Consider the following 18,120-nt stretch of genomic DNA (forward strand, 5'->3'; position numbering starts at 1 on the left):
TTAAAAGTCAAAATTTAATTCAAAAAAAAGGGCACTGTTGTGCCCTTTTTCGAGTTCAGAAATCTGGATCAGGATCCCGATTTAACGCCTTTTTTGCAGGCTTCGGTAGTTTTGTCTGTAGAAGCCCAAAAGCAGTATGACCAGCAACCAACCCAGGTTAAAGGCGCCGCCACCAGACTTATTAGTGACATTCACTATTTCCACTGGTTTTTGCGCAACGGTCACTCTCACTGTACCTTCGTCGGTCAACTCACCATCACTGATCACATAGCTGATGGTAACCAGGCCACTGAAGCCCGTTGCCGGTGTAAAGGTCAGAGTTTGATCACTATTAACCACAACACTACCGGAGTCAGCGGTAGCACTGACAACAGTTAGCGTATCGCCATCCACGTCCATGTCATTATCCAGAACACTTATGACAACCGAAGTTCCATACTCGGTATTAACGCTATCATCCGTTGCCTGAGGCGACTGGTTACCTTCAACCACCACAGATACGGTGGCCGAATCCGTTTCCCCGAAACTATCAGAGATAACATAGGTGATCGTCGCCAATCCATCGAAGCCATTGGCTGGTGTATACAGCAAGGTGTTGTTCGCTGTAATCATCACTTCACCAACATCAACAGTGGCAGAATCTATCGTTAAGGGATCGCCATCGACATCAGTATCATTAGCCAGAACATCAATTTCGATCGGCATATCATCCGTGGTAGAAGCGCTGTCGCTTCGGGCGCCAGGCGCTCTGTTACCATTAATGGTAACAGTTACTTCGCCACTGCCGGTGCCACCGTTGCCATCACTTACGGCATAAATAAGTACGTCAGTACCCACATAACCGCTATCAGGCGTATACATTATGGTATCGCTTGATGTGATTTCTGCTGTACCAAAGCTGGCATCAACACTTTCAATGGTTAAGGTATCACCATCCACATCACTGTCGTTAGCTAATACGTCGATTTCAATGCTGGTGTTCCATTGCATTTCCGCTGCATCGCTTTGGATATCAGGTAAATTGTTGCCAGACAGAACCACAGCAACACCACCTGGATCGGCAATCGCGCCGTTCACCAGACCATCATCGTCATTAATGCCGCCATCCAATACGCGCAGTTGTACGCACCAGTGACCTTCCGTCAGGCCCACCGTCCAACGCGAGCTTCCCGGAGGAGGACAAACGCCTTTTGTTCCACGAGCTGAGAAAACCTGGTTATTGTCATTGATAACAAAGTCGGTCCAGCGCTCATTTCTGACGCTGTACTTACGGTACACCGCATTGCTGGGAACCGGTCGAGTCTGAGGTAACACGATTGACGCTATCTGGCCTTCTTCTGGTAAGTCATACAAGATGAAGTCGAAAATACCACCAATATTTGTAGCCTCAGGATCTTCAGGTAAACCATCCGAGCGCTGCGCGGCTGAATCGCCTCTGCGATTTAAAGTAATTTTTCCGCCAGTGGTTTCATCAACAATGACTTCCAGGCCATCAGAGCTATTCAATGCAGAAATAGCCCCCTGGCGCATACATACACCTGGCTCACTTTCTGCAAGGAACTCATCCTGAGTAGCAGCCTGTTCAGGCACGACATTACATTCATCTATAGCATCCAGATAGTCTGGTATACCGTCACCATCTGAGTCCGCGTAGCCCTCTTGGGAATCAGGGATTAAATCACCGTCAGTGTCCAGCTCCTCAGAAAGTACCGCAAGGCTATCTACCACTTCGATAAACACATCGGCAGTATTGGATAAAATGGGGTCACCATTATCACTGGCAAACAGGCTCACCTGGTAAATACCGGTCGCAACGTCAGAGGGTTCGAACAAGAACTGATTTGCAGAACTACTTGAGTTTGACAGGACTGAACTAATCCAGTCGGTATCCAGAGAATCCTGAGGATTCGCATCAGTGACGGTCGCGTTGATAACAACGCTGCCTTCATCTTGCGCCACAGTCAGGCGATTATCACCTGACTGACTCACCATCAGTCGAATTTCTGGTGCAATATTTTGTTCGGATATAGTGACTACCGACGTATTGTTTGCGCCCAGATTCTGACCGCTATTTAGTGCAAAGATGATAGTTTCGTCAGATTCCACCTCATCATCTGCAAATACGTTGAAGCTGATAATCTGTTCTCTACCACTGTTGAACGTCACGCTGCCACTCTGGGCATTGTGATCTTCACCAAAGGTGGCTGTGCCACTGACTGAGTAGTTAACAGTTAGTGGATAAACAGGTGCATCACCGTTGAGCAGCACACGCATTCTGACCGTGCTATCTTCATTTACCACTTTATCCTTGCCCAGAGAAATCAGTGGATTAACGTGCAGGGTTTGAGAATCAGTTGTGACACTGCCAAAGCTATCTTCAGTGCGCCAGAAGACTTTCCGGGCTCCCGGTTTAAAGCTGTTAGAAGCACGCACCAGAGAGACTGGTAACGGATTACCATCAGCATCCGAGGCCTCAGCAACCCCAAGATCTACCTCTGTAAATAACCCCTCAGCATCAACCGTCAAGTCATCCGGCACCGTCAGAATCGGTTGGCCAATTCCTGCAACACCGTTGATGGTGAGGTTGACCCGTGCCTGAGCACTGCGACGGGCGTTGTCTCGAACGGCGTATTGCAAGTCGACATCACCAATAAAGCTGAGACCCGGTTCAAACTGAATCTGGTTATTCACCACACTGACAATACCGAAATCAGCCTGAACGCCCTGCAAGGTCAGCACATCGCCGTTAGTGGCAATATCTACATCGATGTCATTGGAAAGTACATTCAGGGTGTATATGCCAGTATCATTCTGATCCAGTACGATAGTGTCAGCAACCGCAACCGGACGGTCATTAATGCTATTTACAGTAATGCTGATGGTAGCTTGTTCAGAACTACTATCGCCGTCGTTAGCCTGGTACACGAAGCTGTCGCTACCGTTAAAATCAGTCTCTGGAGTATAAGTCCAGCCAGTTGCCGTTTCTGTCAGGTTGCCATTTTGTACATCACTCACAATGACAAAACTCAGTTCATCACCATCTCCATCACTAACCGACGGTGTAATGGAAACACTGGAGTCTTCATCCACAGAAACACTACTGTCATTTGCCACTGGCACCGCATTAGCTTCTGTTACTGTGATAGTAAAGGCATTCAAACTGGCACTGTCAGTACCATCCGACACGCTTAAAACAATGCTGCCAGTAGTACCGACATCCTCAGTACCCGGAGTCCCCGTCAGAGCACCTGTTGCACTGTTAATGGACAACCAATCAGGTAGCCCCGAAGCACTAAACGTCAGGCTATCGCCGTCTGCATCGCTCGCAGTAGGCGTAAAGCTATAGGCAACATTTTGTGAAATAGCGGTACGCGGTGTACCACTTATTGTTGGCGCATTATTGCGAGCCACCACAGTGATGCTGAAACTGTCCAGAGAACTGGAGTTCTGCCCATCGTTTACACTGATAACGATATCTGCATAGCTACCGACATTCTCTGCAACCGGGGTGCCCCTTAAAGTCCCCGTTCGAGTATTAAACGCAGCCCACGCGGGTCGATTGGAAATACTGAAGACTAATGTATCCCCTTCTGCGTCGCTGGCCGTCGGGGTAAACCGGTACTCGTCATTCTGGAACACCGAGGTTGCTGGTGTGCCGCTGATGACAGGTGCGTCATTAAACTCCAATACAGTAATTGAGAAAGCATTGAGACTAACTGTAAATTCACCGTCGGTTACCGAAATAACTATACCTGTAGTAGTTCCTATATCGGCAATACCAGGCGTGCCACTCAAGGTACCTGTGTTGCTATCAAAGTTAGCCCAAACAGGCTGATTGACAATGCTGAAGGTCAGCTCATCACCATTGACATCTGAGGCCGACGGAGTAAACAGATAACTATCACCTTCGGTAATGCTGGTTACCGGCAAACCACTGATCGTTGGTGCGACATTGCCGCATACTTCACAAACCTCCAGGTTAAATGCCGGAAGAGATACGGTATCAATACCATCAGTCACGCTAATAACAATATTGCTGTAATTGCCAATATCATCACTGTCTGGAATACCGCTTAGCGAGCCTGTATCCGCATCAAACGTTGTCCAATCAGGTTGATTTTCAATACTGAAAGTCAAGGTATCACCATCAGGGTCACTGGCAACTGGCGTAAAGCTATAACTCTGCCCTGGCTCAACAGCACTGGCAGAAGTACCACTTATAAGAGGTTGTGAATTGGCAAGCACTTCAACATTAAATGCCGCCAGTGCCACTGTTTCAGTACCATCTGAAACACTAATGGTGATATTGCCGTAAGTACCAACATCGGAATTACCTGGCGTTCCGCTCAGTGTTCCGGTATTGCCATCAAACGCAGCCCAACGAGGTTGATTCTCGATAGTAAAGGTTAAGGTGTCATTTTCGACATCGGTAGCAACAGGGGTAAACTCATACACCATGCCTACCCGCACAGAATTTGCCGGTGTACCAGAGATTTCCGGCGCATCGTTAACTGCAATGATATCTATGGTAACTGTCGCTTCCTCAGAGGTATCCACACCATCGCTGACGGTAAAGCTCAGGCTGTCCTGAATATCACCTACATTAGCATTTGGCGTGTAGGTGACACTGCTGCCATCTTGCTCAATGGTGCCAGAGGCAGGCTCAGTAGTGATGGTATAGGTCAAGGTATCACCATCTTCGTCACTAGCTTCCAGCGTGAATGTAATCGGCGTATCTTCTTCGGTCTCGGCGGCACTGTCAGAAGAAACTGGTGCCGTATTGACGTTGGGATCGATAACTTCGATTTCAAATGTCGCTAAACTGGCCTCCAATTCGCCATCAGAAACACTGATATTGATATCCGTAAAGCTACCTATATCACCCTCTTCAGGTACACCTGATAAGGTGCCAGTATTCTCATCGAAAGACGCCCAAGAAGGCATATTCTCGATGCTGAAAGTCAATGACTCGCTATCGATATCAGTAGCTTCTGGAGTAAAGCTGTACTCAACACCGATGGCGATCTGAGTCGTTGGTTCACCACTAATCGTTGGCGCATCATTCACCGGGCTAACGGTCACTGTAACCGTCGCTGGCTCTGAACTTAAAATGCTATCAGACGCCTGGTAAGTAAAGCTGTCAGTACCATTGAAGTCGCTTGCCGGAGTATAAGTAGCAATGTTATTTGTGATCACAACAGTGCCATTTTCTGGCTCGGTCACAACAACGTAGCTTAGGGCATCATCGTTAAGATCACTGCCCAGCAGTGTTATTTCAGCAGCAGCATCTTCTTCTGTAGTGGCGCTAACATCTTCAACAACTGGGGCAATATTGACATTTGGATCAATGACTTCAATCGAAAATGCGGCCAGAGAAACACTGAGTTCACCATCGCTCACTGTCAGAATAATATTTTCATATTCAGCCACATCACCCGATGTCGGCGTACCCGTAATTGCTCCAGTAGCGGTATCCAGAGTCAGCCAGGCTGGCAGGTTCTCGACACTAAAGCTTAACGTATCACCATCTGCATCGCTGGCATCAGGGACAAAGCTGTATGCTGTATCAACTTCTACTAATGAAGCGGGCGTACCACTGATCACTGGCGCTTCATTAACGTTAGTCACCGTAATAGAGAATGCTCGTAAGCTCGCAGTCGCTGCACTATCAGTAACAGACAATACAATATTGTCATAAGTACCCACGTCATCAGCGTCCGGCGTTCCAGAAATATTACCGGTTTCGGTATTTAGAACCAGCCAGGCCGGTAGATTAGAGGCACTGAAAGTCAAAACGTCATCTTCAATATCAGACGCAGAAGGTGTAAAGCTATAGCGGCTTCCTTCAGCTACCGAACTGTTGGGCGAGCCTGAAATAGTTGGCGCATCATTAATGGCCTGTACATTTACGGATACAGTCACTGTATCGCTCAGCTCACCGTCACTTGCTGTAACTGAGAAGCTATCAGGACCATTGTAGTTCGCATCAGGACTATAACTTACTACCCCATTTTGATTTACCGAAACAGCTCCCTGTGCCGCGCCATTACTAATACTCCAACTAATAGCGTCATTTTCCACATCTGTAGCTGACAAAGTTAAACTAAAGGCCGTAGGCTGCGCGTCCTCGCTCATGTTTACAGAGACACTATCTCCCTGATCAATTGTTGGAGCGTCATTTACATTGCTAACCGTGATGGTAAAGCTTTGTGAATCCGTAGCACTGCTATTATCCGATACACTGAGCGCTACTGAATGGTCACCTACTTCATCATTAGTAGGGGTTCCGGACAATACTCCGGTAGCGCTATTAAATGACAACCAGGATGGCAGTGTGGTTGCTGTCATAGTCAGACTATCACCGACATCCACATCCGACGCCGCCAGGGTATAGCTATAAGCGCTGTCTTCGTTGACCGAAGTTACGGCTGTTGAAGTAATGACTGGTGCATCATTGGTATTGGCAACAGTAATAGTAAAGCTCTGGGTTGCTGACAAATTCCCTGAATCTGTAACCGTCAACACCACGCTGTGGCTACCAACATCATCATTAGTCGGAGTACCAGACAATACGCCTGTTCCGGATGCAAATGACAACCAGGAAGGTAAAGTAGGTGCAGCGAATGTCAGGCTATCACCAGCATCTACATCTGTGGCTGTTACAGTGTAACTATAGGCACTGTCTTCCGTTGCTGAAGTGACGGCAGTAGAGCTAAACACCGGAGTATCGTTAGTATTTGATACGGTAATAGTAAAGCTTTGTGAATCCGTAGCACTGCTATTATCCGATACACTGAGCGCAACTGAATGGTCACCTACTTCATCGTTAGTAGGAGTTCCGGACAATACTCCGGTAGCGCTATTAAATGACAACCAGGATGGCAGTGTGGTTGCTGTCATAGTCAGACTATCACCGACATCCACATCCGACGCCGTCAGGGTATAGCTATAAGCGCTGTCTTCGTTGACCGAAGTTACGGCTGTTGAAGTAATGACTGGTGCATCATTGGTATTGGCAACAGTAATAGTAAAGCTCTGGGTTGCTGACAAATTCCCTGAATCTGTAACCGTCAACACCACGCTGTGGCTACCAACATCATCATTAGTCGGAGTACCAGACAATACGCCTGTTCCGGATACAAATGACAACCAGGAAGGCAAAGTAGGTGCAGCGAATGTCAGGCTATCACCAGCATCCACATCTGTGGCTGTTACAGTGTAACTATAGGCACTGTCTTCCGTTGCTGAAGTGACGGCAGTAGAGCTAAACACCGGAGTATCGTTAGTATTTGATACGGTAATAGTAAAGCTCTGTGAATCCGTAGCACTGCTACTATCCGATACGGTGAACACTACTGGATGGTCACCTACTTCATCGTTAGTGGGAGTTCCCGACAATACTCCGGTAGCGCTATTAAATGACAACCAGGATGGCAGTGTGGTTGCTGTCATAGTCAGACTATCACCGATATCTACATCCGACGCCGTCAGGGTATAGCTATAAGCGCTGTCTTCGTTCACCGAAGTTACGGCTGTTGAAGTAATGACTGGTGCATCATTGGTATTGGCAACAGTAATAGTAAAGCTCTGGGTTGCTGACAAACTCCCTGAATCTGTAACCGTCAACACCACGCTGTGGCTACCAACATCATCATTAGTCGGAGTACCAGACAATACGCCTGTTCCGGATACAAATGACAACCAGGAAGGCAAAGTAGGTGCAGCGAATGTCAGGCTATCACCAGCATCCACATCTGTGGCAGCTATCGTATAACTATATGCGCTATCCTCAGTGGCAGATGTAACTTCAGTAGACGTAATCACCGGCGTTTCATTAACACTGGTAATACTGATATTAAAGGTTTGATCTGTCAGTGTACTTGCGCTGTCTTCACCACCATCAGCCAGTGAGAAGACAAAGCTGTCGGATGTGGTTTCGCCGCCATTGTGAGCATACTGAATATTGCCATCTGCAAGGTCTTGTTGAGTAAAAGTACTGTTCACAGTCAGCGCTTCACCCGAGTCAGCGGTATCATCATCGTCTGCGTCAAGGAACAAAGTACCATTGGTTACTGCAGTTGTAACAGTAAAGGTAAGTTCAGTACCAGTATCATCTGGATCGGAATCCGCCAATAGGCTGGTAGTGAGTACTCCTGTGGCACCTTCATCTACAGTAAGTCCGGTATTAGTACCTATAGTCGGAGCATCATTTACTGCCGTAATGCTGATACTTGCCGTATCAGTATTCGAGGAAAACGCGCTATCACCGCCGGTTGTAGCTACATCGGCTGTACTACCATTCGTTCCTGATGCCTCATCCCATGCCCGGAAAGTCAGTGTTGCACTGCCATTGTAGTCCTGGTCTGGTACAAATCGAATTTTATTATCCAAAGAAGATGAAGACAACAAACGCGCGGAGGTTGTACTGGTTAAATCAACAGAATTCCCTGTGGTGCTGGTGAAGTTGTTCCAGCTAGCACCATTGTCGGTGGTGTATTGCCAAACACCGTTGCTGTTATCTACATTGGTGACCACAATGGACTCAGTTGTTTGCGCGGCTTCAATATTATCAATGCTATTATTAACAACAATTGCAGACACGGATGTTCCTGAGTTATCGCCGTCTTCAACATCTTCCTCGATAGCCGTCAGTGTTGGAGATTGAGCATCATCTAATGTAGGCGCATCATTAACAGGCGTAATAGTTACCGTTGTCGTATTGCTCACACCAGTACTAGACAACTGGCTGTCACTGAAACTCCAGTCCAGTTGCACACTGGTTATGGGATCTTCTGAACTATTGCTATAGGCAATATTTTGTATGACTTCATTCACCAGCGCGGTTGTTGGCGTAGTCAGGTCACCACTAAAGGTCACCGTCATCGTTCCGTTGCTGGACGCATAACTGGCAAACTTATCACCGATACTATTGGTTAAATTCGTACCAGAGACAGCCATCTGAGAACCAGATGCCACACTGAAGGAATCGTCAGTGTTTGCACCACCGTTTCTGGCAATGGTTAACGTAGATCCCGTGTAATTACCATTACTGCTGTTGAGCCCATCATTCTCGCTGTCAGCAACAGTAGCATCACTGTCCAGAGTTACAGCTGAACCATCTTCGGTAAAGTTAGCCGTTCCGCCCAGGTTACTGAAAACAGGAGCAGTATTATCGTCATCGCTAATGGTTACTGTTACCTGCTGTTCAGTGGATTCGAAGGCACCGCCCCCTGAAACCCTGTCCACGTCTACAATTACGGTTTCATCTCCCTCAGAATCGGTATCATCCACTGCGGTGATGGGATTACCCTGGGTCGCCGATGTCTGACCAGCGGTTACACTCAGAATGGTGGTGGTAAACGCACCATAATCATCACTGATTGTCGCAGTACCAGTAAAGGCAAGATTGACGTCTACATTTTCGAACGTGGCATTGGATAAAGTAGCAGTTACTGCACCACTGCTACTGCCATCTTCGGGAATTGTAGCGTTATCAACGCTTAAGGTTACTGTAGGTGCAGATTCTGCATCTGTAATAGTGATTGTTTGGGCCTGACCGGAAAGAAGTGTCGCTGCACCAGTTTGAATGCAATCAAACGATACAATGACCGTTTCATCACTAGCCGCATCAAACAGATCATCAGCAACACCGGTTATAGTAATCGTGCTACTGGAGCTACCTGCGCTGATGGTGATGGATGAGCTACTGCGCGTATAGTCAGTTGTATTAGTGGCGGTACCTGTAAAGCCTAACGTGAAACCAATATCATCCGGCCATTGATTATTCAAACTATTGGTTATAGAGGCAGTTATCGTAGCGACACCACCATCCTCTGCAATAGTCGTAAGATCTGATGACAAGGTTATATCGGGGAGATTAGCATAGATAGCGTCACCCGCCTGGCTAATTGCAGTAGTAAAGGCGCTGGTGCTGTTGTTAGAACTATCGGTTAACACAATATTCACCGGGACAGCAGATGCTGCGGCATAATCTGTACCGTTATCAGACACCGTAAAAGTAGCCGTGTAGGTGGTATTATTGGTTTTGCTCAGGCTACCTAAGTTATACCCGGCAATAGTGCCGCTGATGCCGCCGCTACCGGTAGTGTAATTATCACTGTCGCTAGACACCGTAATAGTAGCGGTGACCGTATCACCAACTTTATGGGTGCTGTTAGGAATGCTCACCGCGGTGATAGTTGGTGCTGTGGTGTCCTTAATAGTGATATTAAACGTCCGACCGGTAATTTGAGACGAATTCTGATCTGCAACACTAAATGAGAAGCTGTCACTGGTGTTGACTGCACCGGCGTGCACGTAACGTACTCGGCTGTTGTCAATATCGTCCTGAGTGAAAGTATCATTGTTACTCAAACTACTAAAGTTACTGCCATCAGATAATTGTAACGCTCCAACGGTTGGTACCGCGGTAACGGTATAGGTTATGTTGCTGGCTGCATCTTCAGTATCACTGGTGGAAAGCACTGAACTACCGATAGTGATATTACTGCCTCTTTCCACGGTTACGCCGTCATTAGTATCCACGCTTGGCGCATCATTGACAGAAGTAACGGTAATTGAAGCTGAATCGCTAACTGAAGAAAAGGCCGTTGTACCACCATTAGTGGAAGTGTCAGCCGTGTCGCCCGCGCTTGAGCTATCAGACTTGTCCCAGGCTCTGAAGGTTATGGTAGCAGTACCGTTATAGTTTGCATCAGGTACAAAACGTACTTTATTGGTGCTTGCACCCGTTAAAGTACCATCTAACAAGCGCGATGTGGTTGATAAATCCACCGAACTGCCTGTAGTACCTGAGAAGTTGTTCCAGGTAACGCCATTATTTGTGCTGTACTGCCAGACACCGTTTGTGTTGTCTACGGTAATAACGGCTATGGCCTCAACTGCCGAACCATCAACATCCGTGATGGAGGCGTCAGTGACCATAGTGGCGACGGCTGTACCAGCGTTATTGGTATTACTGGAGTCATCGTCATCACCATCTGCACCACTGCCATCATCATCACCCGCATCTTCGGTGATGGCTGTTAAAGCGGGAGATGCGGCTGAATTCAGTACCGGTGCATCATTTTGTGCAGTGACAGACACCAAAACCTGATTAGTACCGGTGCTATTGTCGGTACCATCATTAAACGTCCAGTCAAGGGTTACATTGGCATCCGGCGCCTCTGAACCATTGCTGTAGGTGATGGCCCGCATTATTGAAGCAACAATGGCAGTAGTCGGGACATTGCTGGCATCAGAAAAGGTTAGGACCAGCGTACCACTACCGTTGGTGGTCACGGTACCGTACACCAGGCTACTGTAAGTCAGGTTGCCTGAAGCAGTAAGAGCGCCAAGCAGGCCGCTTGCAGCAAATTCATCATCTGCATCGGCACCACCATTGCGGGCAATGGTTAAGGTTGCCCCACTGTAGTTACCTGCCGCGGTATTCAGCGCATCAAGCTCAGTATCGGCAATAGCAACATTGTCGTCCAGCACCACCGCTGAGCCATTTTCGGTGAAGGCCGGGTTATTGTCGAGATTAGAAAATACCGGAACATCATTGGCGCTTTCAAAGGTAATATCCGTATCACCACTATTATCTGACACTGCAAGAATGTTGAGGTTGCCGCCGGCACTATTTGACAAGGTAATAGCCACTTCAACGGCGCTGAAATCTGTGGCATCCGTGTCTATCTGCAACGTATTGGCGCCGTTAAAACGCACATTGGAAGTGGTTAGTCCAGTAACACCAGTAATTTTAACTGTGTCCCCTTCAGACAAATCAGTAATGGTATCCCCTGTCAGGTCTGAGGCTGAACCACTGAAAGTATCATTACCATCTGACCCCGTCATTGAATCTGTGCCCGCTCCGGGAGAGAGCGTGTCAGCGCCAGTGCCACCATTTAAGGTGTCGTTGCCAGCGTTACCATTGATAGTATCGGCTCCTGCACCACCATTAATAGTATCCGCACCTGCATTACCATTAATAGTATCCGCACCGTCCCCACCGGAGAGGGTGTCGCTGCCGGCACTACCGTTTATAGTCTGAGGTCCAGTTGATTCAGTGACCGTAAAGCTGTCGCTGGCAGACGTGGTAACATTCAGTGTTTTTGTGCTTACATCAGAGGCAGGAATAGTAATAGTAATGCTACCGCCGCTGCCGGTGGCAAATGTTTCAATGGCGCTTAAATTTCCGCCTGTCACACTGCCAGTGGCAGTGAATGTTAAGGTATCAGTACCCGAGCCCGCAATGGTGCCGCTAAAGGCATTAAGCTGCGCCACGGTGAGTGTTAAATCATTGGTGGCGCCATCAAGAGTTAAATTGGTGAATCCAGACAAAGTTGCTGATGCAATATCTGCAGTACCATCAACCACTAACGTGTTAGCTACATCTGTATTTGCGGTAAACGAACCGCTAAAGGTAGTTGCGCCTACGTTTAACGAGATAGCATCAGAATCTGAACTTGCTGTAAAAGTATTACTATTGTCAGACCCTACAGTTATGGTGCGAGAATCAGAACTATCATCTTCGATAGTATAAGTTTCTACAGTCGTTGAGTTAATTGTGAGATCACCAGTCCCACTAATTGTAATCTCCTCTCCGCCTACGCCAGTACCTGCAGCGACTATTGTGGCATTATTTAATGCATTATATTGGGCAGCAGACAGTGTAACACTAGCCCCGGACGCCAATGATAATGATCCTATGTCAGTAAGCGTTCCCCCAGAAACATTCGCCGAGTCTGCTAATAATAATATGTCTCCATTGGTAGTTTGACCTTCTAAGGTTCCGGTATAAGTGATACCAGGTACCGAAAATGTCACGGTATCAGAAGTGCTGGTAGCAGAGATATCGGAACCTGTATCGTTGCTACCCAGGGTAATCGTTCGGGTATTTGATGTATCATCATTAACAACATAGGTTTCAACGGCTGCGCTGTTAAAGGTACTAATATCGCCGTCACCCGACACGGTGATTTGTTCTGTGCCTGGCGCGGTGACAGTCCCGGAAAAATCAGCAAGATCTGCGGCTGCCATTAATAAAGTGGCATCTGATGCCAGCGTCAGGTTTTCAAAGTTGCTCAGCGTAGCACCCACGATATTCGTGTTATCTACAACACTTAAAGTATCAGTACCATCACCCCCATTTAATATCCCTGAATACGTCGCTGCGCCTAGCGTGAGAGTATCACTCCCTGTCGAGCCGGTAATATTTTGCGTTAGCGAACCTCCGCTGGTACCCAATGTGACAGAGTTCGCTACACTAAGCACGTAGGTTTCTATATCGGCATTTGCAGTGAATCCGTCTGTAGCAGCACTGATGGTAATCTGGTTAGTACCAGTAGCGGTAATAGTGCCTGTGAAAGCATCGTGCTGGTCTTCGGTCATCGTTACCGAAGCACCGGAATCAACTGTCAGATTTTCTATATTATTCAAGGTAGCGGAGACGATGCTACTGCCATTGCCCATCTGAACAATATCATCTGTTCCATCGCCCGTCAGAGTGCCCGCGAAAGATTGGGTACCAATGTTGAAAGTCACGGCATCATCTGAAGAATTAGCGGTAATGGCTCCAGAGGTGTGCCCTGAACCCAAAGTAATAGTGCGGGAATTAGTTGAATCGTCTCCCACCACATAGCTTTCGACGGCCGTTGTAGCAAGTGTGGTGACATCACCGTCATTGTTCACATTGATTGTTTCACTGCCATTGGCAGTAATTGTGCCCGAGAATTGTACTAGTTGAGTGGCGTTAACAGCTACCGTAGCACCATCTGCCAGTGTCAGGTTTTCGAAATTTGAGACCGTAGCGCTATCTACGTCAGCGCCATTTCCCAGACTCAAAGTATCAGTGCCACTACCACCATCCAAAGTGCCCGTGACAGTAAGTGAAGTGGAAATAGTATCGGCAGAAGTACTTCCCGTGATGTTTTGCCCTACAGCACCATGTATGATTGTCATTCCAGCGCCCAATACATAGGTTTCCACATCGGCATCAGCGGTGACTGAAGCATCGCCATCGGCGGAGCTAATCGTGATCTGATCAGAGCCTCCAGAGGCAGTTACGCCTGAAGAAAAGCCATCGTGCTGCGCTTCCGTCATGGTGACTGAACCAGTAACATCCACAGTTTCAAAACCGGCGATACTGCCGGCTGAGGCGATCGACGATCCTGTTGCCATTTGCAGAACATCAGATTGGCCTGAACCACCATCCAGATCACTGGTGGCAGATAGGGTAAACGTACCAATATTGATCGTCTGGCTGGCAGCATCTGAACCCGTCACATCCTGCCCTGACGCGCCAAGGGTAAACGTGTATACATCGTTTAACGTATAGGCTTCAATATCCGCATCACCGGTGATAGTATCGTCTCCATCAGAAGTACTTAGTGTGATAGTTTCGGTACCTGCGCCTGCGGTGATACCGCTGGTGAACCCTTCGTGATCGGTTTCTGTCATCGTGGCAGAAGCATCGTCATTTAGCGTCAGAGCTTCAAAGCCGGAAAATGAGGCTAAAGCCGTAAAATCCGCCGACTGATTAGCCGCTATAACAATGGTATCAGCGGTCGTCTCTCCAGCTGCCGCGGCTGTAGAGCCCGTCATATGCGAGCCGTCAGTTATTGTTAAAGTCTCATCACTGGAATCAAACGTGAAGGAGGGGCTAATATTTGTGGGCGTACCACCTGTGCTAAACCCAGCTCCCGTCGTTGAAGCAGTGGTGAAACTTACCGTATGGGCAGTGCCGGAGGTGTAAGTAGCCACAGAGCCGTTGGTGCCATTCCCATTGCCGGAATCATCAACGATGTCTGTGCTGGCACTTAAATCTAACCTAAAGCTACCCTCACCTGAAGGGGTAACGGTAACCGTGTATGTGGTATCAGCAACCGCAGTAGCAATGCTATCAATGGACCCTGTAGCATCGCCTGTAACATTGGTGATCTCAAAATCACCAGTAGTTACGTTATTGGCATCTTCATTAAAAGTGACAGTAAATGCAACAGAGGTGGCACCATCCGCACTGCTTTCTGTTATCGACTGCACCACCGGCGGTGTTGCGTCTGTTATTGTTAGTGAAACACCCGATTGATAAGTGGTTTCACCGTCATTGGTTTCAAGGCATATACTATAACTGCCCGCACTTAAAGACGAAGCCGTGCGCAGATTTGTACCGCTGATATTGAAGCTGCCGTTATTATCATCAGAAGTCGCATCTCCACAATCGCCAAACGCTGAGCTACCATCACTTACGAGAGAATAGGTAAAAGAGCTGTCATCGCTATCAGTGGTAAGTAACGCCGCAATAGTGGTGTCGGTTCCTGTTGAGGAATCTCCTATACTGAGATCGTCAGAACCATCGCTCTCATCCAAAGATATTGCTGTGGGTACGGCGTTCACGGTAAGGGTAAAGCCTTCCTGAAAAGTGGTCTCCCCATCGTTCGTCTGCAAACAGAAATTATAAGTCCCGGAAGACAAGGCGGAACTGGTTTGTAAATTAGAGCCACTGATACCAAAACTACCATTATCATCATCAGAAGTCGCATCACCGCAATCTCCATTGGCAGAGGCTCCATCGGAAACCAGAGAATAGGTAAAACTGCTGTCGTCTGAATCGGTAGTGGCGATACTGGCAATAGTAGTATTGGTACCAGTCGAAGAGTTCATAATGACCGAGTCATTATCACCGTCTGATTCAGTAAGTGCGATATCAGTGGGTGCACTATTGGAAGCGGCAGCTTCGCACGAAGAGTCGTTCCAGGAGCACCCTACTGCGGCATTACAAGAAATAGAATAAGGAAAAGCACAACTACGTGCAAAGTCTTTGTAGTAATCGGGAACTTCTAAATCACCAGACTGTTGACTACTGTGATTTTCAGAGCTTTCAAGCAACCCTTCAGCCCGCAGTATTGACAATACATCCTGAACATGATGCCCCGGAGATGGTTTTGTTTTCAGATCAACGTTGCTGCTAAAAGCACTGAACGGGTCTGAGTACCCCTTCTGCGAATGAGCTTCTGAGTTAAGAACGTCACTATTAGATACAGAAATCGATTTAATTACTCGAGAATTAATGCGACTTGATAGTTTACTTGTGCTGGCAAAGCCGGGCGCACCTATTAGGAGCGCAGGTAGCAACGCACCCGCCCATTTTTTGTTATTCATATCAGTTGCTCCTCAAAATCAAATAAAAATCTGGTTACTGTGTTATGGGAATTCAATATCTCTGGCATAGAACTATCAGGAATAATAGCTATGTCATAAATCTGCGTTATATCACCTTCAAAAACGACGTGGGCTATAACTTCCCGAGTTTGCATATTAATGATCCAAATACCAGCTAAAGTCTCTAGAGTCTGATTCCTGATTGGTAAAGAAACGCCAGTATCACTTTCTCTTAACTTAGAAGTGCCTACAAACATCAAATCACCGTAAAAGTATAGACCTCTGGTAAAACCTGGTAATGTTACAAATTCTGATTTAGTTTTGGTCTCGGGGCAAAACTTCCAAACTCGTCCATACCCAGACTCACAAACGTAAACTTGTTCATTATGTACCTTAGGGGAGTGGGGCAATATCAAGCCTTCAATCAAAATCTCATTGGTATCGATATCGATCATCGTTCCATTGGAAATCGCATCTTTACTCCAGGAGTCGGCGGAGTTTTCTGTATTAAAAGTGGTCACGTATTTGGGTTTACCATTCAGCATAGCCATGCCATTGAGGTGACAACGGTCTTCCGGAACCAACTCTGTGATGAACTCAGGTTTCCAGCGCGCAATGAATGAGCGCTCTGGAGAGAGGGTGGCAAGGCAGGAAAAGGTTGAATTCACAACCCATAGTCCCTCGTCGCCCCAAGCGATATCATGGATATTGATCGTACCTGTTGTCAGACTTGCCCTCTCAAGATAGAGCGAATCAGCTGCTTTTATATCAATAACTTCTGCTTGCTTTTTTTTGATTAACTCTTCTTCCAGCACTTTATCTTTTTCTGACAATTTTTTGGAAAACTTCTCTTCATTATCCAAGCCTCCTGACTTAATTGATGTCAATAAGTTTGGATTATTCTTAAAATCAACTACTTGAGTTAAGGTTGCAATGGATAATCGTTTGGAATCAGCGAATATCCCCATGGGGCGAGGGAATACTTTAAACCGGGTATCCAAGTTGTGACCATCAGAAGTTCTTAACAGAATCACCCGTCCACTCTGATAACTGGTGATCGCTAATGAGATGCCAAGAGCTTTGAGAATACCGGGAAAATTATCACTGTATGAAGATGATAAATCTGTATTATCCTCAGGCTCAATGTTGTCCGGTAGCAAATTAATTTCAGCTTCCATCGAGGATCTCAAAAAAACGTTTGTAGTTAAACTGTTGACCATCAGTATTGAGAATAACTGGTGTACCAACAATCCCGAGTTCCCGGCCGATACTTTTGGAGGATTCGAGCGTAGCGCTGGTAGACGTGACACTACCAATGCTTAATTCTGAATTAACATAGTCAAGAGAGCCGTCCAGCATTATCTCTCTCATTAATTTTAACCTTTCATCGTTATCATCATGGTCTAGAATGAAACGAGACATTGCTTCCGACTTTTCCACGTTCACAATGGGATACAAGAAATAATGGATCTTTATTCGCGAGACAAGGCTTGCCTCGCTTTGCAGTAACTGCTTTTCAAATTTTAGACAAAATGGACAGCTAGGATCGGTAAAAAGAAAGTACTCTTCAGGGCCGTGACCGTAAACAAAATGTGCATTTTCCTTATATATCTCTGGCGATTTTCTTATATGCAGTTTGTCCCCGGAGTTTGCATCAAACATCATGCCGAAAATGACATGTTTCAGATCAGATGTAACGCCAAAAGATAGCGGGCGGGTATCATTTCCGCTTTCAATCGTACCTCTAACTAATATCAGACTGTCGTAAGGTTTGATTTCATGAACCGTTATGTTTCTTTTTAACACTTTTGGCAAATTCTGCACATCAGAAAGGGTTGCACCTGAGACATAAAATGCACCTAAGCTAATTACACAAACAAATACGAATCTAAGGGTCAAATTACACATTTTTTTACAACTAAATAGTTCGCTCACTATGGATTTTTGCCTCGTAAGATC

3 protein-coding genes are annotated in these 18,120 nt (G+C 46.8%); all 3 read right to left on the minus strand.

Features of this window, described 5'->3' with window-relative positions; translation table 11 throughout:
- Positions 1-81 precede the first annotated feature (81 nt).
- Genes ACXAD8_RS10820 through ACXAD8_RS10830 form a run of 3 tightly spaced genes read right to left on the minus strand, consistent with a single transcriptional unit; the run spans position 82 to position 18,096 of the window.
- Positions 82-16,161 (minus strand): putative Ig domain-containing protein, encoded by a 16,080-nt coding sequence (locus ACXAD8_RS10820; RefSeq protein WP_475228294.1) that lies wholly within the window; start codon positions 16,159-16,161, stop codon positions 82-84.
- A complete protein-coding gene (locus ACXAD8_RS10825) occupies positions 16,158-17,339 on the minus strand; it encodes a TIGR03032 family protein (protein WP_475228297.1) in 1,182 nt (393 codons plus the stop codon). Before ACXAD8_RS10825 ends, ACXAD8_RS10820 begins: the two co-directional genes overlap by 4 nt.
- Positions 17,329-18,096, minus strand: a complete 768-nt coding sequence (locus ACXAD8_RS10830) for a thioredoxin fold domain-containing protein (RefSeq protein WP_475228299.1) — start codon at positions 18,094-18,096, stop codon at positions 17,329-17,331. Before ACXAD8_RS10830 ends, ACXAD8_RS10825 begins: the two co-directional genes overlap by 11 nt.
- Positions 18,097-18,120 lie beyond the last annotated feature (24 nt).

This window comes from Planctobacterium sp. AWH2_060, from assembly GCF_056158425.1.

What these genes read in the sequence shown, in the direction of transcription:
- ACXAD8_RS10820 (WP_475228294.1), bottom strand. Translation starts at nt 16,161, where the DNA reads ATGAATAACAAAAAATGGGCGGGTGCGTTGCTACCTGCGCTCCTAATA.
- ACXAD8_RS10825 (WP_475228297.1), bottom strand. Translation starts at nt 17,339, where the DNA reads ATGGAAGCTGAAATTAATTTGCTACCGGACAACATTGAGCCTGAGGAT.